19 protein-coding genes and 1 pseudogene are annotated in these 23893 nt (G+C 50.5%); 6 read left to right on the plus strand and 14 right to left on the minus strand.

Annotation, left to right across the window (positions count from 1 at the left end; genetic code table 11):
- From KIH79_RS10895 to rfbA, 4 genes and pseudogenes are all read left to right on the plus strand, one after another.
- Positions 1–149 (plus strand): annotated as a pseudogene (locus KIH79_RS10895) (dTDP-glucose 4,6-dehydratase); the annotation flags it as partial.
- A gap of 89 nt (positions 150–238) precedes the next feature.
- Complete coding sequence (locus KIH79_RS10900; RefSeq protein ID WP_219059393.1) at positions 239–1081, plus strand: Abi family protein; 843 nt, start codon at positions 239–241, stop codon at positions 1079–1081.
- A 47-nt stretch (positions 1082–1128) separates the two neighbouring features.
- Positions 1129–2577, plus strand: a complete 1449-nt coding sequence (locus KIH79_RS10905; RefSeq protein ID WP_219059394.1) for a sugar nucleotide-binding protein — start codon at positions 1129–1131, stop codon at positions 2575–2577.
- Between the two features lie 170 nt (positions 2578–2747).
- Positions 2748–3647 carry a glucose-1-phosphate thymidylyltransferase RfbA gene (gene rfbA / locus KIH79_RS10910; RefSeq protein WP_219059395.1) on the plus strand — a complete coding sequence of 300 codons (900 nt, stop codon included), beginning with the start codon at positions 2748–2750 and terminating at the stop codon, positions 3645–3647.
- Between the two features lie 109 nt (positions 3648–3756).
- Here rfbA and KIH79_RS10915 read toward each other — a convergent pair whose 3' ends face one another.
- Positions 3757–6039 carry a S8 family peptidase gene (locus tag KIH79_RS10915; RefSeq protein ID WP_219059396.1) on the minus strand — a complete coding sequence of 761 codons (2283 nt, stop codon included), beginning with the start codon at positions 6037–6039 and terminating at the stop codon, positions 3757–3759.
- The gene (locus KIH79_RS10920) at positions 6032–7093 is read right to left on the minus strand and encodes an ATP-binding protein (RefSeq protein WP_219059397.1); all 1062 of its coding nucleotides are present in this window, start codon (positions 7091–7093) and stop codon (positions 6032–6034) included. The genes KIH79_RS10915 and KIH79_RS10920 overlap by 8 nt, the downstream gene beginning before the upstream one ends.
- A gap of 309 nt (positions 7094–7402) precedes the next feature.
- Here KIH79_RS10920 and KIH79_RS10925 point away from each other — a divergent pair, with 309 nt between their 5' ends.
- Complete coding sequence (locus KIH79_RS10925) at positions 7403–7582, plus strand: YjzC family protein (protein ID WP_219059398.1); 180 nt, start codon at positions 7403–7405, stop codon at positions 7580–7582.
- A gap of 167 nt (positions 7583–7749) precedes the next feature.
- On the opposite strand, the gene KIH79_RS10930 is transcribed toward KIH79_RS10925, so the two are convergent.
- From KIH79_RS10930 to KIH79_RS10985, 12 genes are all read right to left on the minus strand, one after another.
- Positions 7750–8091, minus strand: coding sequence for an ATP-binding protein (locus tag KIH79_RS10930; protein WP_219059399.1), 342 nt, complete (start codon positions 8089–8091; stop codon positions 7750–7752).
- Between the two features lie 127 nt (positions 8092–8218).
- On the minus strand, positions 8219–9673 hold the full coding sequence (locus KIH79_RS10935; protein ID WP_219059400.1) for a flippase: 1455 nt from the start codon (positions 9671–9673) through the stop codon (positions 8219–8221).
- A 2-nt stretch (positions 9674–9675) separates the two neighbouring features.
- Positions 9676–10908, minus strand: a complete 1233-nt coding sequence (locus KIH79_RS10940; protein ID WP_219059401.1) for a hypothetical protein — start codon at positions 10906–10908, stop codon at positions 9676–9678.
- 8 nt (positions 10909–10916) lie between these two features.
- Positions 10917–11789, minus strand: a complete 873-nt coding sequence (locus KIH79_RS10945; RefSeq protein WP_219059402.1) for a glycosyltransferase — start codon at positions 11787–11789, stop codon at positions 10917–10919.
- 4 nt (positions 11790–11793) lie between these two features.
- Complete coding sequence (locus KIH79_RS10950; RefSeq protein WP_219059403.1) at positions 11794–12537, minus strand: DUF4422 domain-containing protein; 744 nt, start codon at positions 12535–12537, stop codon at positions 11794–11796.
- Positions 12534–13550 (minus strand): glycosyltransferase family 2 protein, encoded by a 1017-nt coding sequence (locus KIH79_RS10955; protein WP_219059404.1) that lies wholly within the window; start codon positions 13548–13550, stop codon positions 12534–12536. Before KIH79_RS10955 ends, KIH79_RS10950 begins: the two co-directional genes overlap by 4 nt.
- Before the next feature lie 2 nt (positions 13551–13552).
- Entirely contained in the window at positions 13553–14335 is a 783-nt protein-coding gene (locus tag KIH79_RS10960) for a DUF4422 domain-containing protein (protein ID WP_219059405.1), read from the minus strand.
- Between the two features lie 16 nt (positions 14336–14351).
- On the minus strand, positions 14352–15596 hold the full coding sequence (locus KIH79_RS10965; RefSeq protein ID WP_219059406.1) for a nucleotide sugar dehydrogenase: 1245 nt from the start codon (positions 15594–15596) through the stop codon (positions 14352–14354).
- A 72-nt stretch (positions 15597–15668) separates the two neighbouring features.
- The gene (locus KIH79_RS10970; protein WP_219059407.1) at positions 15669–16544 is read right to left on the minus strand and encodes a glycosyltransferase family 2 protein; all 876 of its coding nucleotides are present in this window, start codon (positions 16542–16544) and stop codon (positions 15669–15671) included.
- Between the two features lie 84 nt (positions 16545–16628).
- A complete protein-coding gene (locus tag KIH79_RS10975; RefSeq protein ID WP_219059408.1) occupies positions 16629–18146 on the minus strand; it encodes an RNA-binding domain-containing protein in 1518 nt (505 codons plus the stop codon).
- A 135-nt stretch (positions 18147–18281) separates the two neighbouring features.
- Positions 18282–20156: a DUF4012 domain-containing protein gene (locus KIH79_RS13145; protein WP_219059409.1), complete on the minus strand. Its 1875-nt coding sequence runs from the start codon at positions 20154–20156 to the stop codon at positions 18282–18284.
- Positions 20157–20353: 197 nt separating this feature from the next.
- Positions 20354–21967 (minus strand): sugar transferase, encoded by a 1614-nt coding sequence (locus KIH79_RS10985; protein ID WP_420829377.1) that lies wholly within the window; start codon positions 21965–21967, stop codon positions 20354–20356.
- 255 nt (positions 21968–22222) lie between these two features.
- On the opposite strand from KIH79_RS10985, the gene KIH79_RS10990 reads away from it, so the two are divergent.
- Positions 22223–23791 (plus strand): MDR family MFS transporter, encoded by a 1569-nt coding sequence (locus KIH79_RS10990; protein ID WP_420829378.1) that lies wholly within the window; start codon positions 22223–22225, stop codon positions 23789–23791.
- The last annotated feature ends 102 nt before the right edge of the window (positions 23792–23893 follow it).

The raw sequence follows: 23893 nt of genomic DNA on the forward strand, positions 1-23893 counted from the left end.
AGCTGCAGACCGAACTCGGCTGGAAGCCGCAGCATACGGATTTCCAGAAGGGTCTCGAGCAGACGATCGCCTGGTACACCGAGAACCGTGCGTGGTGGGAGCCGGCCAAGGCCGCGACCGAAGCCAAGTACAAGGCACAAGGCCAGTGACTGTCGATGTACATATGAAAACGGCCGCCCCACAAGTGAGCGGCCCTGAATGCAATAATCATGTTAGCACGAGGGCAAGGAAACGACAAGTGACGAATGTTGGGATGCTCAACTTTCTAAGCGAATCACGTTTTCAAACGTACCGAGATTATGTGCATACACGACATCCGGAATTGGATGATAACACTACGTTGAAACTTGCCATAAACCTGTATCGATGGAACGTAACAGCATCATCCACAGTGATGGCATACGTCTCATATGTTGAGGTTTTCGTGCGAAACGCTATTGACCGAGAACTTCGTGCCTGGGTCAACGAACAATCAGCTGTAATGCTTCCTGATTGGATCAGCCCTTATCCTATCGATCCCATAAGCCGCATTCGTAATTTGGTAAACACTGCGGATACTGATTATTTGGAATCTGCACGGATCAGCGCGTTAAATAAACAAAGACAGTGGAAATCAGATCAACACCATCCCAGACATGGTGATTATGTAAATCGAGACGATATATTTGCTCAGCTCAATTTTGGCACATGGGACGGGATGCTCGGAAGGGCAGACAAGGATCCAGAATTAGTCATGGTATTGATGGGAGCATTCCCGGATATTGAGTCAGCATGGCAAATTGAAGAACGGCGCATGCCGAAGGCACAACTGCCAGGCTCCGACTCCGCTGATCGATCAGATCGGCTGCGTAGAGAAATGGCTAATCGGCTGAAAAGTATTCGTAATATTCGTAATCGAGCTGGACATGAGGACAATCTACTACGTGTAGATTTTCCTCAGCTGCGGCATAATATGTTGTTCGTTCTCGGAGCGTTAGATCAACGCTGCGTTGGTTGGGCATTCCCAGATGGTGCCGAACGGTTAAAAACACTCGATGCGAATACCGCCTTGCACAAGATGCTAGCTGCACTCGGGGAATAAGACATCGATCGATTACTAAGTCTGAAAAATAGAGAAAGGTCTAGGGCATGGATTTTGAGAAGGATTTGAAGGTCACGGAGACGAACATTCCGGGCTTGTTGGTGTTCGATCTGCCGGTGCACGGGGATAATCGCGGTTGGTTCAAGGAGAATTGGCAGCGTGCGAAGATGACCGCGTTGGGGTTGCCTGATTTCGGTCCGGTGCAGAACAATATTTCGTTCAACGCCACCAAGGGCGTGACGCGCGGTATTCACGCGGAGCCGTGGGATAAGTACATCAGCATCGCGGCGGGTTCGATTTTTGGCGCGTGGGTTGACCTGCGTCCGGGTGAGAGCTTCGGCCAGGTGTTCACGGCGCGTCTTGACCCGTCGAAGGCGATTTACGTGCCGCGTGGCGTGGGCAATAGTTTCCAGGCGCTCGAGGATGGGACCGTGTACACGTATCTGGTGAACGCGCACTGGAGTCTGGAGCAGAAGAAGACGTACACGTTCGTGAACCTGGCGGATCCGGAGTTGGACATCCGGTGGCCGATCCCGTTGGAGGAGTCCGAGCGTAGCGAGGCTGATTTGCATCATCCGATGTTGAAGGATGCGAAGCCGATGGCTCCGAAGCGCACGCTGGTGACGGGTTGCAACGGCCAGCTTGGTCACGCGATCCGCGAGTACGCGGAGGCGCACAATCTGCAGGGTTTCGAGTACACGGACATCGACGAGTTCGACTTCTCCGATCCGGCCGCGTACGACAAGTACGACTGGTCGCTGTACGGGACGATCATCAACGCGGGCGCGTACACGGCCGTTGACAAGGCGGAAACCAGCGAGGGTCGTCCGGTCGCGTGGAAGGCGAACGCGCAGGGCCCGGCACTGCTGGCTCGTGTTGCCAAGGATCATCACATCACGCTCGTGCACGTCAGCTCCGACTACGTGTTCGACGGCACCCAGGAAGAGCACACGGAGACCGAGAGCTTCGCGCCGCTGGGCGTGTACGGTCAGACCAAGGCCGCGGGCGACATCGCGGTGGCGAACGCGCCGGAGCATTACATTCTCCGCAGCAGTTGGGTGATCGGCGAGGGTCACAACTTCGTCAAGACGATGATGACGCTTTCCAACCGCGTGGCAGACGAGAACGACGCGTTGAACCAGGTGACCGTGGTCGACGACCAGTTCGGTCGCCTCACGTTCACCAGGGACATGGCCGGGGCGATCTTCCACCTGCTCGACTCTCATGCGCCGTACGGCACGTACAACCTGACCGGTTCCGGCAAGGTGAAGAACTGGGCTGAAATCGCCGCCGCTGTGTTTGAGCGGACGAACGGCAACGGGGACAAGGTCAAGCCGATCAGCACCGCGGAGTACTTCGCCAACGCGAAGAACCCCGTGTCCCCGCGCCCGACCCACAGCGCGCTCGACCTGAGCAAGATCGAGCAGGCCGGTTACACGCCCGCCGACTGGGAGGAAAGCCTCAGCCAGTACATCGACAGGGAGCTCGCCAAGTAGCGGGTGCCGCCGCCGGTCGGGCTCTGGTCGTGGCTGGTATGGCGTGTGTCGCAGCGTGAAACCGCATGGCGTGTGCCGTGCGGTTTCGTGTATTCGCGGGTGTGTGGTTATGCTGGTGGTTGTTCACGTAAGTGTTGTTCGTTTTGTCGCGGGAAGGCGGTGCTGCTGGCATGAAGGGTATTATTTTGGCGGGTGGTTCGGGTACGCGGTTGTATCCGTTGACGACGGTGACGTCGAAGCAGTTGCTGCCGGTGTATGACAAGCCGATGATCTACTATCCGCTGAGCGTGTTGATGATGGCGGGGATCCGTGACATCCTGATCATTTCGACGCCGAAGGATCTGCCGAATTTCGAGCGTCTCCTGGGCGACGGCTCGCAGTATGGCGTCACGTTCAGCTATAAGGTGCAGCCCAGCCCGGATGGTCTGGCCCAGGCGTTCCTGTTGGGCGAGGAGTTCATTGCGGGCGAGCCGTGCGCTCTGGTGTTGGGCGACAACATCTTCTACGGCAACGGGTTGGGCCGGACTTTGCGCAACGCGGTCGCGCAGGCGTCGCGTGGCGGGGCGACGGTGTTCGGCTATTACGTCGACGATCCGGAGCGGTACGGCGTGGTCGAGTTCGATCAGGACAACAAGGCCGTGAGCATCGTGGAGAAGCCGGAGCGGCCGGCGAGCAACTACGCGGTGACGGGTTTGTATTTCTACGACGAGCGCGTGGTCGACTACGCGAAGAAGGTGCGGCCGTCGGCTCGCGGCGAGTTGGAGATCACGGATTTGAACCGCATGTATCTGGAGGACGGGTCCCTGAACGTGCAGACCCTGGGCCGGGGGTACGCGTGGCTGGACACGGGCACGATGGACTCGTTGTATGAGGCGGGTGAGTTCGTGCGCACGGTCCAGCGCGCGCAGGGCCTGCCGATCGCGGTCGCCGAGGAGATCGCGTTCGAGAACGGGTGGATCAACAAGGACGAGCTCATGGTCGCGGCCGACAAGTACGGCAAAAGCCCGTACGGCAAACACCTCAAAGACGTCGCCAACGGCAAATTCATCGTCAAACCCAAAGACCTATAAGTCAGCCAATCTTGTGGAGGGTCTGGAGAACAAGAACCCTCCACAAGATCACTGATGGAATGCCACGTTTTCGGTCTCATCCGAGACATTGCATGTAGGGCTGCGCTTTTTAAGCATCGTCATTATCATCAAAATCGATATCCACATCTGCTTCACGGTAAAGCTCGATGTTGGTGTTCATGTCGATTTCTTCGACGATCCAAGGTTCTTCCTGCAGCTGGCAATTTTGTTTGAATTCATCGTAATGGTTACGTCCGTCCATACCGCGTAGGGTCACCACGATTCCGAAGCGCATACCGTCGCCAGCGTTGGTGCCTACGGTACCATTCACGTCGAGTGGTGGGTCGAAGCGTTCGGTTTTACGAATTTTAAAGCCCCAGTACGGTATTCCCCGAGTGGTTCGCGGCACGAAGCGAGTTTTTTCGATGTCACTGACGTGCTTCACGTTATCCCATTTACGGTAAAGCCTGCGTGCGTCATCCTCGTAGGTCCGTGCGGTCGGGTCACTCTGCACATTGTTGTCGAGTGGATCGATACCGTTGGCCTTCATGCGTCCGAATTGGAGATCAAGCTCCGTATCCGTGTAATCGACGCCCTGATTTTTGTCGCATTTCGGTAGGTAGCAGAGTGTAGCTCTCGCCATATATGGGTATTTCCCATTCACGATCGGCACGGGGATACGCCAGTTATAGGTTTCAAAAGCGTTTACGCTGCCTTCGAGAATGAACCGTATTTCGTTGGATGGCGTGGTCAGGATATCTTGAATGCGTGTGGGCACGATGCCGTAGCCGAGTTTGATTCCATGAACCGGGAACGTTCCCCATCCGGAGGCGGAGTCGATGAGCAGAGCCTTGGCAGTTTCACGCGACAGATTCATGACGTGAATCAGATAGGCCATCTTCCGGGTGATCCACGGAGCCGCAAACGAAGTGCCGGCCGTCAAGGCGATGCTGTTAGGTTTGTAAACGGCCATGCGTTCGATGTCGTCGCCCCCGAAGCATGAGAGATCAGGCTTACGAAAGAAGTGAAGTACCGGTCCTTCGCGTGTGTAATCGGCTGGTTCCCTAAGAATGGAAGTGGCGTTGACGACCAGTGCATTGATGGAATCCGCGGGTGCGCCGATGCGCTTGGGCTTGTTTCGGTCGTCGGTTGGGAGCTTGTTTGTCCCCGCGACGATGAAGATCACGCCGTATTCGTTTTGCAACTTGTCCAGAATGGCCGCTTCTGGCGAAATGGCGTTTTCAGACACTTCTAAAGCGGAGCCGAGACTCAGGTTCCAGACGGTGATGTCCCGGTTTGCGGCGACGATACGGCGTATCGCAGTCAGGATGGCGAACGAACTGTTTCGCCCTTCTCTTGCAACGGCGAAGTGACGCACGCGGAAACGACCGCATCCGTCATCGAGGCTCGGATTCAGCTCGGGGCCGTCCACGATGAGCGAAGTGACTTCCGTGCCATGCACGTAGTCGCTTGGATCCTCGCCCAGCTCGGGATCGATCTCGTCGTGGTATTCAACCCATTCGGAGAAATACGCGTGCATATCGAATCGTGTGTCAATCACGCCAACAATCGGCTCGTTCCCCGGTTCGGGGATGCTGGGGGCGTATTCGTCTTGCGCGATGTCTGGTTCAAATTCCAATTGCGCAAGGTCCTTCAATGACATGGCAACCAGATACGGGGCAGCTCCGATGAGAACATCATACTGGTCCGGGGTCATGCTGATGGTGGTGGAGTCGAGCAGATTCGCTGAGATCACGTCCACACCAAGGGCGTTCAACAGTTCCACAGTCTGGGAAATGTTGCGCCCGGTGTCATAGATGGTGACTAAGGCACGACCCATCTGCTTATCGACATGCTGCTTGACATCAAATCGTCTGACGTAATATATATCTCGGACGATCTGAGCGAAGGCGGTCTTGCTGAGGCCGGCATTCGAATCGATACGGTCAAGACCGGTCTTGGTAAGCGTAGCCAGTCCGTCGGCGTCGATGGTGCCACCGTGTCGTTCTAGGATTCTCCTGCACGACTGCAGATCGGCGATGGTCGATTCAATGACCGGCATGGTTACGTAATGGGTGATGACATGGCAGTCGTGGCCGTCGGCCGGTTCGAATCGGGCACCGACGATGGAGTCATTAGCGCTTTTCCCAGGTGCGGACAATAGCTGACGGATGCGGTTGCTTTTCGCCACAACGGTCCTATAGTGCACTTCGACCAGAGGGAAGACATGCGTTTTCCGCTCGTTCCAGAAATCGTATACACTCTGCAACTGCTTGATTCTATCGTCCACATCATCCGTGGTGACCTCTGCACGTGCAGGCAGCATGGGAGTTCCGGGACGTTTGCCCTTCTGGGTTTGGAACTTGCCCTTGAGACGTAGAATGTTATTCATTGTCTTGCTCCTTCACTTCTCGCGCGACGGTGCTACGCGAAACACCGGTCAGTACCTCCACTTCACGTAGTGTGAATCCCTGTCCGTACAATGCGCGGACATCCTGAAGGGTCTTCGCGCCATCGGACACCAGTGCGACGTACAGTCGTCTCAGGTAGTCAAACTCGTCGCTGGGCTTGCTGAACGCGATAGACGAGCGTATAAGGTTCTTCATCTCGCCCGGATACGGCAAACGCTCGTTCAAAGAGAGGATCTTACGGAACAATCGTATATTCTTGCCGATGAACGAAAACTGGCCCGCGTAGTCGTTCATGATGCTCTCAGCCACATCAGCCAGATCGTCACGGGTATATCGGCCAAAATCGATAACGGCATCGAAACGGCGCACGAACGCCTTGTCAAACTTGGAGAACAGATTGGTGGTGGCAAACAGCATGACCTGATCCGACAGCTCATCCATCTGCCGCAACAGCGCCGATGTGGCCCTGCCCATCTCGCGCACATCATGGGAATCGACACGGTCCAAAGCCAACGCGTCAATCTCGTCAAACAGCACCACTACATGGTCGGGCCGGGTGAATCCATTTATTTCATCGAACAATCTTGCGATGTTCTTCGCCGTCTGTCCGAGCCGACTGTCCACGACCGAGCTGAAATCCACCACGTACAGGTCACGCTGCAGAATGGCCGATATCTGCTTGACCGACTCCGTCTTGCCCGTACCGGCAGGACCATGGAACAAGAACCGGTGGATGCCGACATTCCGCCCGATGGCGTTGAGAATCCCCTGAATATCATTCGTAATGGGTTCCGGTAACGGCAATGACATCTTTACCACCGGCCTCTTCGTCAAAAACTCCGACCGTATGGAGGAATTTGCCGCCTGAGGCGTGAAGGTGTTGGCATCCGACAACAACGCAATGATATAGGATGCCAACTGCACATCACCGGAACGGTCGAAATCCTTCGCGATGCCATAAGCCTCATTGCGGAACGCCGCTTCATTATGCTCGGTGTGATACCTAATCAGGTTCAACACGTCTTTCTTCTTCATGCCCCTATAAACCCCGCAATCCGCTTGATTCCATCTGTTTTTCAGCTAGCATACCACTAATTATGTACATCGTGTCTCAAATAAGTAGCAACTTGTCTTCTATCGTCTCCCGTGTTACATTGAACTATGCGACTCATACGGGTCGCAATAAAAAAAACTCCGGCTTGCTGTAACAAGCCGGAGTCCAAAAACGAGCCCTCGGACTCGCGCGTCATTGAGAAACGACGTCACAAGTCTACCGCATGGAACCGTCTCATGAACGTCACATGCGGACATGGGGGCTCCCGATCACAAAAAAGGAGACCTACTATGGTCACGAATCACAAGCCCGGCGAGGACAATCATCGCCCTGGAACCTATGTAGAAGTCGGTCCGCGCGGAGGCGCAGTCGCCAATTCGCGTACCGTACACATCGATCGGGGAGACAGGCTCCCACCCACGCAGGAAAGTGGACACCTATGGCAGTACCGCCCCACAGCAAAGCACTGATCTGCAGTCATTGACCTGACGCTTTAATTCATACACTGACATGGACATTGTGGCGTCATCTAATCACTTCATTAGATGACGCCTTTTGTAGTGTTTTCGCGGAGTGGACGGCGCCGGCCGCTGTGCGTCGACCGCTGCCCGTGTGCGTGTGTTGTGTTGTTGGTTGGTTATTTGGTCATGAGGGCGTGTTCGCTGCGGTAGGAGCGGCCCTCGAATCTGATGAGTCGTCCGTGGTGGACGGTGCGGTCGATGATCGCGGCGGCCATGTTGGGTCGCCGAAGATCCTGCCCCATCCACTGAACTCGATGTTGGCGGTCGTGGATGATGCTCTGGGTCTCATACGCGTTGGTGACGACCTGGAACAGGAGACGGCTGCCTTTCTCGTCGATGGGCACGTAGCCGAGTTCGTCGATGATGATCAGCGGTGTCCGGCCGATCAGCGTGAGTTCCTTGTCGCCTGCGTTTGGCCCACTTCCTATTGAACAGACACAGCATGTTGTAATCGCCAATTTCCATCCATTTTCTGCTATGAAAGATTCGGTCGAGAATGGAATCGATTCTTGGACTGCAGTCGAATCCTGCCGGGCCAGTCTTCTTGCTGGTATTGAGTGCAGAAGATAGCACTGCTTCAATTGCTTAAAAACTATTTTTTTCATGCAAATGACAAAATTTAGATAATATACCAAGTACAGTTTCTTCACGAAATATAACCAAGAAACAAAAATACGGTATTAAAAATAATACTCCGGAAACAATAATTTTCATAAAACTATTAGCAGGCCACCACAATTGACGAATCGAAAAAACAATGAAAAAAGAAACACAAGCAGCACATGGAGCAGGTAAAATCTTTATATCCTTAACAATACCCTTGATAAAAGCACGCGCGAACCAACAACGTACAATCAAGGCACATAATTCACATAAAGAACAACTAAATGCAGCACCAACGGCACCAAATGGAGGAATAAGAAGCAAGCAAAAAACAATAGAAAAAACTAAACCAATGAAATTTACAAAGGCATATTCTTTTTCACGTCCAGAAGAAATAAGATATTGAGATAAGATTGTATTCAAAGAGACTATAAGCAAAGCCGGTAAAATGCAAATTAAAGGCATAACAGCGGAAGTATATTGACTACCTCCAAGAATATCAATAATAGCATCGGCGCAAAGCAATACGTAAAAAATTCCCGAAAAAGAGAATAAGAAAACAAAATTTATGTTTTTTATAAATAGACTACGATATTTATCCTGAGAATTCTTTGCATAATAAGATAATCTAGGAAGCATGACATTAACTACGGAATTAATAGCCGTCAAAAGCATGCTTTTGATCTTCACAACAAGCTGGTATATACCAACGACTCCATTCGAAGAAAGAAAGCCCAATAGAACTAAATCAATTTGCGTATACATACCAGATGAAATACTAGACACAAGAAATGATTTCATAGGTTTGAGATGGCGCTTTAAATTCAATTGAGAAAAGGGGATAAAAGAGACAAAAGAATGTAACCGTAATAGATTAAGTATGTTAGCACCGCACGAACCAAAAACAACAATAAGACCATAAATACGATAATCGGCCGTTTCCTTAACAAACATAAACATAAGAAAAAGACCTATGATTTTAAATAAAATACTTCTAATAGTTATATAGTCATACTGTTCAATCGCCTGATAGAACCATTCAACGCCAATAGATGTAAGCCATAGCATTGAACCGAAAAACAAAAATAATTTTTTTTCAGAAGAAAATCTAGGAATAAAATTTAAGACAGCTAAATAAATACAATAAACAACAAAGGTTGAAATAACCAGAATAACAAGTAGTTCTTCAACCGTTTTAGAAAGTTCAACCTTGTTATCTCTTACCTGAGCACAAGCGCGTACTCCATATGTAGATATTCCAAGTAGAGAGAAAAGCGAAAAATAACTAACGACACTCTGAGCGAAGGCAACAGCGCCCATGCCACTCGGGGAAAGAATACGAGATACATAAGGTACCGTAATTAAAGGAAAAATAAAGGATGAAGACATGAGAATCATGTTCATAAAAGCATTATATTTTAAGGAATGAATACGCATAATTAATTCCGTTCAGTATTATGTTCATAATTAGAAAAAACATAACACAAGGCTATACAAAGAACGAAACAGCTGAGATTCTGAACAACTGCAAAAAAGAAAATAAACAACACGAAAAAAGCAAAATATTTATATTCCCATTTATTATTAAAAAGCAATACTAAAAAAGAAGGAAAAAGCACAAGCATAGATAGCAATATTCCACCATGAATAGCAAAAAAAATGAAGCCACTAGTATATCCCACTCCTTCACGAAATAGGCTCAAATAATTATTCCAAATGAAATCATCTGATTTCAGACCATATCCTGCAAAAGGTGAATCAAGCCAAGCATTAATTCCATATAATATATCATTACGATGAGTCTGACCTGAAACAGTAGAGGCAATTTTTGCTGACGCCACATTATACATGACCAAAAGGAAAGCAAGAATAATAATAGGTACAACGACAAGAAAAATTGTTCGAATCAGTTTTGATTTATGATTAATAAAGTAATTAAGCATAAAAGGAAAAGCAATTAAAATTAGATATAGGATACCACTTGTAGATGTAGAAGAAAAAACAGTCAATACAAATACAAACAAATATATATAATTGTATCTTTTTATAATAAAAAGCATAAAATATAGAGCCATTGCAACTATTGCACACAAAATTAATGGCTCAGAGAAAATCGACGAATTTCTCCAAATCTTTTGAGATCCAAAGTATATAGGCTGAGAATTAAAATATAATCCATAATAAGAATCCACATTGCCGCCAGTGGACCATTCAATCTGGAAGGAGCTTGTTGGAGACAATTTAAAAAAGGAACTTAAAACCCAGAAAAATAAAGAAATAACCGAAATAACAAAAACCGTATTTACAAATTTTTCAATAATCGATAAACCCGATAACAGCAAATCCACAACAAGAATAGGTAATATTAAAACATACTGAATCCAGGTATATGAATAAAAACTTCCATCATGATGTATGGCCTCCAAAAGAAGTTGCACAAGAAAAGATGGGAAAAATATAAATAAACCAATACATAAATATTGTAGAATTTTTTTTCCGATACAAATGGTATTCCAAATTAGATGAATAAGAGAAACAACAAGAAGAATCAGACAATAGAGCCACAAATCGTCATTTTTTAAGGCGTATATAGAATTACTCGCCAACAGTAAAGAAATAACGAGTATATAATCTAAAACAACTGAAACATTACTTTGCTTCTTCAAATTCATTGTCTTCTCTATTTCAACTTAAACTTAATACCATCAAACATTCCCCTAAGAAAAGCTTTTATTTTTAAAAACTTCTGGGAATCGAATAGCAAAGTTAGACCAATAAGAAAAGGAATCTCATTGATTCCTTCAAACTTCCACCATACAGAATGAAAGTATTTTCTAGTATAGATAACCCTATTCCTCGCTTGATAGTAATTTCTAAATGAATTGTAACCAAGACGATATATACGTTTAAGGAACAGCTTGCCATCATTGGAACGGCAAGGAACCTTCAGCCAAGTAGGCTCGGACTTTCCCTTTTCATGCAATAAAAAAACGTCGGAACATACTATTATTTTATAGCCATGTTCCAAAATCCGTTCATTAAAATCAAAATCCACATAATCAATGAATAGATCAGAGTCAAACGCACCGATCTCTTTTGCGATCTTTATATCAACCAAGGAACCAGATGTTATTACACTATTTCTAGCTCCATTTTTTATTTCATATGTTCCTTTAGGATAATACTGTTCATCACGATTTCGATCAATAATATGCGGAGCGATAATTCCAATATTATTTTGAATATGCTCCGCAAGGCCTTTGCACATATTGGAAGAAGCAACGCTATCCTGATCAAGAAATAATATATGTGTATAGTTATTATTTCCCGACATTTCTATGATTTGGTTTAACGCCCTCGCAATTCCAAAATTTTTTAAGTTCCTATTAATTGAAATATGATCATTTGCAAAATGCAAAATATCATCAAAATTTAATGAACCATTATCGACAACATATACATGATCTACTTGTTGCGAAATACTATCCAAGTTTTCTTTCAACCGAGATATATCAGGATTAAACGTTACAATTCCGGCAGCAATTTTGTACATATGATTAACTCCTAAAAATAAGTCTCTTACACATATTATTGGCCGTCTCAATGAAATGATTCTCATCATTGACGAATACGGGATAGTACTTCACTTTAAAATCATTAGCTCCTACCCATACGTTCAGCAGTCGTTCAGATAAAAAACCTTCAAGACGTTGGTTGTAAGCACTATAATGTGAAACATCGGAAGCCTGTGTGAAAGATTTCAGTATACTGAATAACCATGTCATATATTCGTCAAATACGTATCGACGAGAGATAAACATGTTATAAAGACAAATACCATGACGATTCATAAGATCTGTATATGACGTAAGATACTTAGGACTGATTTCGGAAATAATATTTCCAATTCGATTCAGATCATCAATATGATGATACTTTTTATAATGATCTCTTACAGTTAATTTTAAATAATGTGGCTCCGGAAGAATAATATCATATTCGCTCAAATCCGAAGAAAATTGCGAGGTGCTAACTATCTTTTTAGATAATGGATTTTGATAAAAAAATCTTCTGTAATGTACAAAGCCAACATTATTTGAATTGATTATATTCTTCCAAACCCAATATTGTGCAGTAAGTTCACAATATCTATAATTTAGGTCGGAAATATTATCTCCAACATTATCCGTATACATTAAATTAGCTGAATTCTTATTTGCCCCAGCCAATACCGTAAAATAGCTTTTCATTTTTGGAAAGTCATAGTCTTTATGACTGATAATATAAACATCGGTATTCATTTTATTTTACCTTTAACTAAATAAATAAAAATAAACAATAAATTTCCGACTTTATTCTTTATTAAGAATAATTTAAACTTGCATCGTATAGATAACGCCCTATAAGGTATCGAAATAAGTCTTTTATATAATTCTTTTCTCCTGCATTCCACGGCGTAAAATATATTTTTAAATATATTTACACATGCAACAAACTCAGAATAATATAAATTAACCTTTTCTTCATAAAAAAAAGTTAATAGCATAGGGCACTTATCAAAGTAATATAAATGGAAAAGTTTATCTCTCTCATCCAGTGCAGAATGATAAGCTCCGTCAATTAATTTCCTGTACGATCTGCCAACGAGTGAGTCAACCCTGTAATTATATCCAGCATAATCGATGTAACAAATTTTATGAGCGGCATACATCGCTTTCATATTAAACAGGTTATCTTGCATTCGCTGCTGATCGATTGAAAAACAAAGACCATTATTATGCAGAAAATCTCTTTTGTATAGCTTAGCCCAGGGAACGCCTATACCTGTATAAGCATTCTGCTGATACTGCTTACCATCCATTAATTGAATATATAATGGTATTTTCTCTTTTTGTGTTGAAGCAACGAAATTCTCGGGGAAAAAATGTTGCCGAACTTTTTTATCTTTGATAATGCAATTACATGTCGTACAAATTATGTCACAATCACTAAACTGCATAGCATATTGATATAGCGACATTAGATAATCTTTTTCGAGATAATCATCAGGATCAACGAAACATACCCATTCAGCTTTCGCTAGATCCAGGCCACAATTTCTCGCAGCAGACACACCCAGATTAGGTTGATTTATAAATGTGATTCGTTTATCATTTAAATAAGTTTCTATTACGCTTTGAGAATTATCAGTAGAGCCATCATTAACAATGATGAGCTGAAAATCCTTAAACTCCTGATTCAAGAGTGAATCCAAGCAACACGAAATATATTGTTCCTGATTATATACAGGTATAATTACTGAGATCGTGGTCATATTTACTTCTCATAGGAGGAAACACGTTCCTCGTGAATTAACTTTCCAATAGGTGTTTTGCTTATTTTCATGGCTCGACATATGCTTCGCAAATTTCTCTTTAGGAAATTCTCGTTAAATACCAAATCAACATATTTTATACTTTTATTTCCATTCATATACAGATATACGGTCAACAAACGTTCACCCAAGAAAGCACAATATCGCTTATGATATGGTTTTCTATCCACATCTCCTATTTTTGTCCGGACTTGGGATAAAACACCAAACAAAAAAGTACAATAATTCTCGAATTCCTTATATGTTGTAATGAAGGTTTCGCAATTAGAACAATTTTGATGTCCGTCTACCGATGCACCATACTCATCATAAATATTATTCCATGCTTCGTATGCTTTAGGGCTGTAATCCTTTAACACTTCCTTAAGTGCGAAAATATCCTCCGGATAGGTATGTTTCACCATCACCGATGGTTTTCGCACTATCCATTTGTATTGTCCGCTGGAAAGCAATTTGTTAATTTTTTTATTATTTATATTCAATTTTTTATTGTAATGAGCAAAAGCTAGAACATCATCATCATTAAACTTAAGATTTTTCCATATCCAATATAAACCCGTAAGCTCGCCCCAGTACATATTATCACTAGAGATATTATCACCAGTATCATCATGCAATGCGTACAGCAAATTATTTTTATTGATGGCGGCTCCGACCTCTATTGGCGTCGCATCTTTAATCCAATCGGTCTTACGACCGAAAGTGAATACATAATAATAGAGCATTGGCAATGCTTTCTTTCTAGTCACGCCTGAACAAGTCGCGAGTGAACACCTTATCGGCGGCATCGCTTAATTCCGCATTCCAACGATTTGCAACAATCACATCGGCACGACGCTTAAACGCATCCAGATCATGCGTAACCTCGCTACCAAAGAAATCGGGAGCGTTCAACGTGGGCTCGTAGACAAGAACAGTGATGCCCTTCGCCTTGATGCGCTTCATCACGCCCTGAATAGAGGACTGACGGAAGTTGTCAGAGCCGGACTTCATGGTCAAACGATAAATGCCCACGATCGGATTCATTTTTTCTCCGACACGAGCGAGAATCTCATCGGCAACGAAGTCCTTACGCGTGCTGTTGGCAGCCACAATGGCGCCGATCAGATTCTGTGGCACATTGGCATAATTGGCGAGAAGCTGCTTGGAATCCTTCGGCAGGCAGTATCCACCGTAGCCAAAGCTCGGGTTGTTGTACTGGTCACCGATACGCGGATCAAGGCACACGCCCTTGATGATTTCCCGAGCGGACAGTCCACGCGCTTCAGCATACGTATCCAGCTCGTTGAAGTAGGCCACCCGTAATGCCAGATATGTATTGGCGAATAGCTTGATGGCTTCGGCCTCGGTCGTGCCGCACACCAGTTGCGGAATACCAACCGTACCATCCGCATTAGTCCGTTCCAGTTCTGCAGGATCTGCGCCGTGCGCAAGAAGATCGACAAATGCGCGAGCGGCATCCGTCGCTTCCTCATCATCAACAGGGGCACCGGCTACGATACGCGACGGATACAGGTTGTCATACAGCGCGTGTCCTTCACGCAGGAATTCCGGGGAGAAAATAATACGCTTATCACCCAGCTTCTTACGCAGATCCGCTGTGTACCCCACCGGAATCGTCGACTTGATCACGATCCAAGCCGTCGGATTCTGCTCTCGAATCGCAGCAATCGCAGCTTCGACACTTGACGTATCGAAGTAGTTCTTCTGCGGATCATAGTTCGTTGGCGTGGCCACAACGGCATAATCTGCACCGGCATACGCTTGTTTTGGGTCAAGAGTCGCGGTGAAGTTCAACGGCATGGAACCATCCTGCTTGCCATTCAGGAAACGGGTAATCTCCGTGTCTACGATCGGGCTCTTACCCCGATTCAGCATCTCCACTTTCTCCGGCACAATGTCCAAGGCATGCACCTCATTGTGCTGCGAAAGCAGCAACGCTACGGACAAACCAACATAACCGGTACCAGCAACAGCAATCTTCATTGCGTCTTCTTTTCTCTTAGGAGTTGATCATATGATAAGAATCATAGTACGGGGGGAGGCAGAGTGGAAATTTTACGATCGCTCTTTGTGAGCAGCTCGTACTCCCGCCCTGTTGCCCAGCAGACGAGCCGCACAGTCCAAGCAGAACCAACACATCTCACCAATTTGGCCTGTTCTGGCCAGATTCCCCATAACATGCCTGACTAGAGATGCACCTTCACCAGCAACTTTGGCTCCGCCAAGCTTATCCTTCCGAAGTTCGATCTCACGGCCCATGATGTAGTTGCGCCTGTACTGTTGTCTCAACGTAAAGTTATGAGAATGCCATACCTGTGCATCCGCGGCATAGGCAACAGAATATCCTGCATGCAAGAAAGCAGCCGCAATGAACATATCCTCGTTCGTGGTAATCGGATGTTCAAAGCCGCCAACCGCAAGGTAAGCATCCCGACGATACGCAGAACATACATCCGTGGCAAAGAATGCCTTAATGCCATACTGCGGGATATCGTTTGCATTGCGAACGTGAGATTTCGCTGGATAATTAAACTCTCTGACCAGTTTCTCAGACAATCGTGCGGACTGCCGTGCAATCTGACGACCACTAACCAAAGCAACCTTTTCATCGGCGAATGGTTTCAATAGTTTCTCAATGTACCTCGAGTCTTTCGGCAATGCATCCTGCGTCAGAAACAGCACATAGTCACCATTCGACTCTCGCAATGCCATATCACGTGTGGCTCCATGATCAAAATTCTTACGCTGAATCTCTATAAGACGAACATGTTCATATCGATGGACACGCTGCACAGTATCATCATCAGATTGAGAATCAACCACAATAATCTCATCAGGACGCCTTGTCTGATTCTGCAACGATGCAAGAAGCTCAGTAATTTGTGCTCCTGCATTTAATGTTGGAATAATAACCGATATTTTTCTGTCCATGGTTAGATCCTTTAATACTTATTTTTCATGTTGTTTATCGGAAATAAATATTGACGTCCATTGTCCAAACTAAAGCAGATGACGTTACTCACCTTTTTTCAAGGCATAGCTCACTCCACGGCCTCTCCCCTGTCGTTGGATGTATCCGCCATCCACAAGCTGTTTCAGTATGTACTTTGCCTTTGACGCACTTGACCCAAGCAAACGTTCCACCTGCACACGGGTAACGTTCGTTTGCTTCTCTCGCAAATACGCAAGTACAACCTCTTGATCATCCAAGATCTCCTCAGGCAGATTATCGGTCAACGTCGTAGACAGACCATGCTCATCCCGATGCGTGACATACGATTTCGAGTTGTCTTCCAACGTATCGCTACCACTGAATTTGAATGTCAATTGCGTACGATCTGGATCAAAAGACTCCGTCAAATTCGGAAAAGGCACGTGAGCCCACCCGCAACCGGCACGCATGGCATCGAATCCACTGCCGGCACGCTCGACTACGGAAATCAGTGCAAACATCTTCAACAAAGTTGGATTGCGCGAATCAGACAATCCACCCGCCACCGCCACATCCGGTGGAATACGCAGACCGCCGGGATTAGCAAAGGAAATCCCATCACGATCACGAATGATGACCGTGTTGCCACGCACATAATAATCTGCATGAATGAGCGTATTGGCAAGCGCCTCGCGCAGGGCCATATGTAAAGGAGTATCATCGACTCGCCGCATACTGGAATCAAGAGCGAATGGCCGCCGTATCGTCTGCGCGATCTGTGGCCATGTTTTCAGCCAAAAGCCGTACAGGTTTCCGCCCCACTCACCGTCATCGCTGACAATTCGATGATCCCACCGCCGCACACCATCCGATACTTCACGATAGTCAAGAAAGTAGTAGGGAAATTCCTGCACAATCTTCCATTCATGACCGAACATCAGCAATCCGGCGCGGGTCGGGTGGTTCTGTCCATTATCACCTTTGGCCGCAGCTCCAAGACGCACTAAAAACTCATCCATATCCAAGCTAAGCCATGGATGCCCCGGCCGCACCGCGCTCAATGTATTACGGTACGCAGCGATAGTGCCAGAATCCAAATCTTCCAAATCAAACCGTGCCAACGGCATATGGTCAAGCGGGATCGAACCAGTGCCGTTATCACGCACCATCGCCTGATATTCCTCTTCGGAACATTTGTAATCGCCCTCGCCGTTACGTCGATACGTGCCACCAATCGGATTGCGATCAACATATATCGGCTTGGCTTCACGATCGGCTCGTGGCACATGCACTGCTACTATCGAGGCATCGCCGACCTGTTCAACCGCGACATCCTCATCATCCAGCACATTTACACTGACCTTGTTCCGATTATTGACCGTATCCCAAAAATCCTTCGCAATACGTTCAGGATCACGCAAGCCTGTCGCAATCAGCTGATGCTGCCGATCTTCGCTCACTCCCAGAAGAATCACGCCACCGTTTGTATTGGCGAATGCCGAATATGTCTCCCAAACACTTTTCGGCACGCCACCCGCAGCTTCCTTGGCCTCCAACTGATTGCCCTCACGAAGATATTGCAGCTGCTGCAGGTCAAACATCGATACCTCAAATCGGACAATTTGCGGACAAAATCATGCTTTGCGGACAATTATCGGACAATTTGCGGACAAAATCATGCTTTGCGGACAATTTTAAAGACAAGTCAACCACTGCTGGATCAGCGCAGCGACAAATCAGTCCGTACGCCCCTCAATCTGCGGGGTCTGGCGGAGGGTAAGCGGGGTGCTCACGCCCTGAGCGGACTGCACGTGGGCGGTGATCTCGAGGGATTCGCCGGGGCTGAGCAGGAAGGTCTTGAGGCCGAGCGTCAGGCCGTCGTGCACGGCGATGCCGTCCAACTTGCTGCCGTCGCTGAGCTTCCAGTCGACCAAGCGTCCGCCGGCGGGAGCGTACAGGAACATCGCGGTCTTGATATCGCCGTTCGCAATGCCTTCCAGCTGGTCGCCGAGCACGTACTGCGGCGTGGAAGCGACCTCATCGGCGGTCATCATGTTTGTAAGCTTGATGTGCACCGTGTACTGGTTGGCGCCATTATCGGCCACCCTGTCAAACTCGGTGGAGATCTCGCGCTTCAGATACCAGTCCATCTTCGACTGGGTGATATCAGAGAAGTAGACGCCCACCTGCGGATCGGTCGCCTTGGTGACGAGATTGCCGGAAATCGGCGTCTCCTCGAGCAGCTTCTGCTCGTCGGAGTTGGCGCTCCACACCATCAGATGACCGTGCGTCACCGATGTGGTAATCGCCTTCATGAACGCCTTCGGATCGCCGGACTGCTGCATGATGTGCGAGAACGCGCTTGCCGCGGCGGCACTGAAGTACTCGTCCTGATTGCTGACTTCCTGATACGCGTACACGTCGCTGAGCAGGAACTTCGCGGCGTTCGTGCCGTCGATCGACGTGCCGTCCTCCAGCGTCACGCCGCCGGTGACAGTCAGCATGTTCTGCAGGAACACCGGGTCGATGGCGATCACGCCGTCGATCTTGGTCTGGTACGTGTTCGTCCACAACGCGCTGGCAATCTCACCGGTGCGCGGGAAATCGGGAGTGAAGTTCACGTCCTGCGGCACGCGACCCAGCTTGTTCGTGAACAGCGACGTCTCCTCGCCGGTCAGCGGCACAATCGGCGTGGCCGGAGTCTTCACCGTCGATTCGGCGACAAACTCGTGCATGTCAACCTTGCCGTTGGTGATCGTCATCGTGCCCCACGAGCCGGGCATGCCGCCGGTCGGGCGAATCTCCGCGTTCGTCTGCGCGAGAATCAGATACGTGCGGGCCTGACCATCGCTGGCCAGCATCTTCGGAGCGAGCTGGGCAAACACGGAGGCATTGTGCACCGTGTCGTTCAGCGTGCCGAGATATGTTTTGGCCTTGTCGATCGCGTCGGTCACCTGCTGGATGTGCGTGGTGGGTACGGCGGCGAGCGAGTGGTTCGCGTTGGCGATGACCGTGTCGGCCTGCTTGAGGCTGTCGGAAGCCTTGTCGATGCCGGGCACGCTGATGGTGCCGTCGGCGATGCTGATGCTGTTCAGGTCCATGGTGGACAGTGCGTCACTCAACGCGGGCAGTCCCTGCGACGAAATGTTCTCAAGCGCGGTGACCGCGGTGCGCACGGCGGCAATGTCGTTGCCGTAGTACGGCACGCGCGAGGCCACGGCCCACAGCACGGAGCTGGTCTCGCCGTACGCCTTGTCGACGTGGACGGAGAACTGGTCGATCTTCTGGTCCAGAGTCTTCGTATCGGCGTCGCTCAGCGAAGCCTGCATGCCGGTGGCGACCGACACGGCCTGCTGGATCTCGTTCTTCGTCTTCATCGCGGAGGTCGCAAACCATGCCGCAACTCCGGCAAGCGCGAGCAGCACGATCAACAGGCCGATCAGGATGCGCTTGATACGACGGCGGCGCTTGATGCGGCGAATATGCTGCGGGCTCATGCGCCGGCGGTGATGATGAGGCTGCTGGACGGGCTGCTCCACTTCCCCATTGCCGCCGGCCGCGCCGCCGTTGGCGTTCTCATCGGTCATGAACGTGAACTCGTCGTCGGCCACCGGTCGATCACCATTCCTTCCGCCTATTCGCGCAAAAACCGTGTTTCAGTGTAATAGAGGGGGGTGATCGGTACGGACGATAGGCTCCGAAGGTGGTGATCTCTCCCTCAGTCAGCTTCGCTGACAGCTCCCTCGTCAGAGGGAGCTAGCCAAGTGTGTTATGGGAGCGCAGCCAACAAGGACTTCGAATCGTTGAATCAGTAGGCGCCCTTGGGGTTGAGGACCACGCCGATGGTGCGGAAGATGTAGATGACGTCGCCGAGGATGGACCAGTTCTGCACGTATGCGACGTCGAGCTGGCGGCTTTCCTCCTCGCTCAGGTCGTTGCGGCCGGACACCTGCCACGGGCCGGTGATGCCAGGCTTGACCAGCAGACGGGTGGCGTACACCTCGTCATACTCGTCGACCTCGTACTGGCGCTGCGGGCGCGGGCCGACGATGCTCATCGTGCCGAGGAACGAGTTGAAGAACTGCGGCAGCTCGTCAAGCGACGTCTTACGGATGAAATGACCGACCTTCGTGACGCGCGGATCATCCTTCACCTTGAATCGTGCGCCCAATTCCTGACCGCTTGCGGCGGCGACCTGGGCGTCGAGTTTGTCGGCGTTCACGCGCATCGAACGGAACTTGTAGATCTTGAACGGCTTGCCGCGCAAGCCGATGCGCTCCTGCTTGTACAGAATCGGCCCATGATCATCCAGCTTGATCGCGATCGCCACGCCGATCATGAACGGCGACGTGAGCACGATCAGGATCGCGGAAACCAGAATATCAAACAGGCGCTTGGAAATCCGGGTCGCGATGCCGTACTGCGGCAGGCTGATCGTCAGAATGTTCACGCCCTTGAGCGTGCGCATCGTCAGCTGGTGGCCGGCGATGTCCGCGGCGGACGTGAGCAGCGAAATCTCCAGTCCCAGCGATTCCAAGCCGAGCGAGAACGCGGCGAAATTGTCCGAATCGCGGCGCAACACGTCGGCGACCATCACGGTCTGCGCCTTCATGCGCACCGCGGTCTCCCCCAGCCGCGCGTCGTACGCAACCACGGGCAGATCGGTCACGTCCCACACGTGCGACAGCCGCTCCAGCTCGGCCTCGGACAGCGTCGCGGACACGACCTTGCCGTCCGCGGTTTCGCGGATCGGGCAGATCGCGACCGGATTGTAGTTCAGCTGCGTGCGGTCGGCGAGGAACTTGAGCGTGTGCGCGATGCCGTCCGGCGAGCCGACGACGATCGTCGAATACGTGTACGCGCCCTTGCGGCGGTCGCGCGTGATCACGGCGCGGGCGGCCATACGCTCCAGAATCGTCAGCAGGCAGGAGAACACGATCATCATCGTGACGGTCGGCAGCGGCAGGCTCACGACGAAAATGTAGTTCACCGCGCACAGCGTCACCCAGCTCACGCACGCGGCCTTAATGATCATCGGCACCAACTGGTAGCCGTCGCCCATCACATGCCGGTGGTACACGCCGGCGTGGCGCAGGCACACCGCCCACACGCACGCGCCGACCAGCAGGTACACGGTCACGCCGAACATCGGCGAGGCGATGAACGACGCGCGGCCGACGTGACGGAACAGCAGCAGGCCGGAGGCCGAGCCGATCAGGAACATGGCGCAGTCGCACAGCAACAGCGCCAGATTCAGGAAGAAACGCCACTGCTGTACCCGCGACAGCTGATGCGCGCGATAGTCGTTCAGCATGCGAGACGACGAACCGGCGTTGCCGCGCGACGCGGTGCCGGAATTGCCTGAAACCCGGCGAGGCGCGACGGCCGGGGTCGATGTGGTGGTTTCGGATTCGGACTTCATCCGTGTTCTCTTTGCTCTGCTTCCCTATGTCTTTTCGCCGGCTGGTGGTGTCTTGCCGGGTGCCTGCGGCTCCTACTCCGCAGGCGCCGCGACCCTGCCGGCACAACTCCACCATACTATAGCGGGAAGGGGGTAAACGGGGCGTGAAGGTGTCTCATAACGACATCGTCGCCGCCACGGCGACGGCGCACGATGCCCACGGGTGGGCGTAGAGTATTCAGGTCATTTTAGCGAGGTTCGGGAAGAAGGCGGCTCATGGCGGAACGCGGGAATCACGGCGAAACCAACAAACAGATGCTTCACAGCAAGGCTCTCTCCCGCGCGCTCAGCCACGAGGAATCGTTCGTCGACGGGCATCTGACGCACGCGGCGTTCGCCTCCATCGCGATTCTCACGTTCATCACGTTCGTCGGCAATTTCACGCAGCTTCAGCTGAGCGCCGCCCTGCCGACCATCGTCTCCGAATTCGGCATCTCAGTGACCACCGGTCAGTGGCTCACGTCCATCTTCCAGCTGGTCATGGGCGTGATGGTGCCGCTCACCGCGTTCTTGACCCGACGCTTCTCCACGCGCCAGATCGTCATCACCTCCATGATCGTGTTCACCGCCGGCTCGGCGCTGGCATGGGTCGGCTCGTCGTTCCTGATGGTGCTGGCCGGCCGACTGCTCGAAGCGATCGGCACGGGCGTGATGTGGCCGGTGCTGCAGATCACCGTGTTCTCGATCTATCCGCTCTCGCGGCGCGGCGCGGCCATGGGCACGGTCGGCGTGGCGATGAGCGTCGCCCCGGCCATCGGCCCCACGCTCGGCGGCATTCAGACCGACGCGAACGGCTGGCGCTCCATCTTCCTCACGCTCACGGTCATCGGCATCGCGTCGCTGCTGCTCGCTGTGTTCGGTCTGCGCAACTTCGGCACGAACGACCCCGACGCGCGCGCCGATTTCTTCTCCGTCGGGCTCTCGGTGATCGGCTTTGGCGGGCTCATGTTCGGGTTCACGAACATCGAATCGTATCCGTTCACGCATCCGATGGTGTGGCTGGCCGTGCTGGTCGGCCTGGCCGGCATCGTCTGGTTTGTGGTGCGGCAGGTGCGCGGGGCGCGGCGGTATGCGGCTCAGCGCCAGCAGCAGCCCCCGCTGCTCGACCTCGGCGTGCTGAAGAACCGCAGCTTCACGGTCGGCACCGTCTGCGCGGCGCTCAGCTTCTTCGCGTTCAGCTCGATCATGGTCATCATGCCGCTCTACATCCAGGACGACCGCGGCTACTCCGCCACGATCAGCGGTCTCGTCATGATGCCGGGCGCGTTCGGCATGTGCATCTCGCAGTATTTCGGCGGCAAGCTGCTCGACCGGCTCGGCGCGCGGCCGGTGGCGCTGTCCGGCACGATCATCCTGCTGTTCGGCACGATCATGATGAGCCTGATCGACCTGCACACGTGGATCTGGTGGGTGTCGATTTGGCAGTTCGTGCGGCAGATCGGCATGGGGTTCATCATCATGCCGATCACCACGTGGTCGCTCAACTGCCTCGAACACGACGAGGTGTCCGCCGGATCGGCCGTCACCAACACCGTCCGTCAGATCGCGGGCGCTATCGGCGCGCCGGTGCTGGTGATCCTCATGGAGACGCTCACCCGACTGCACGGCGGTAACCATATCGCCGCGAGCATCTTCGGCACGCAGTGGACGCTGCGCGTGAGCGCGTTCCTCGTGTTCGTGCAGATGCTCATCGTGGTCTTCGGCGTCAAGGGCGACGGCGCCGGTTCCTCGCACGAGGCGGCGCAGAAGGCCGCGGCGAAACTGCGCGCGGCCCGCGAGCGCTGACATTGCAGGCTAGAGACGTTGTGCAGACAGGCGACTTAACGATAGCCTGCCTACGGCCTGAAGTTGATCTGAATTTGATCCAAGTTTGACGATCGAGAGGCT

Source organism: Bifidobacterium miconis, from assembly GCF_019331735.1.
Classification (GTDB): domain Bacteria; phylum Actinomycetota; class Actinomycetes; order Actinomycetales; family Bifidobacteriaceae; genus Bifidobacterium; species Bifidobacterium miconis.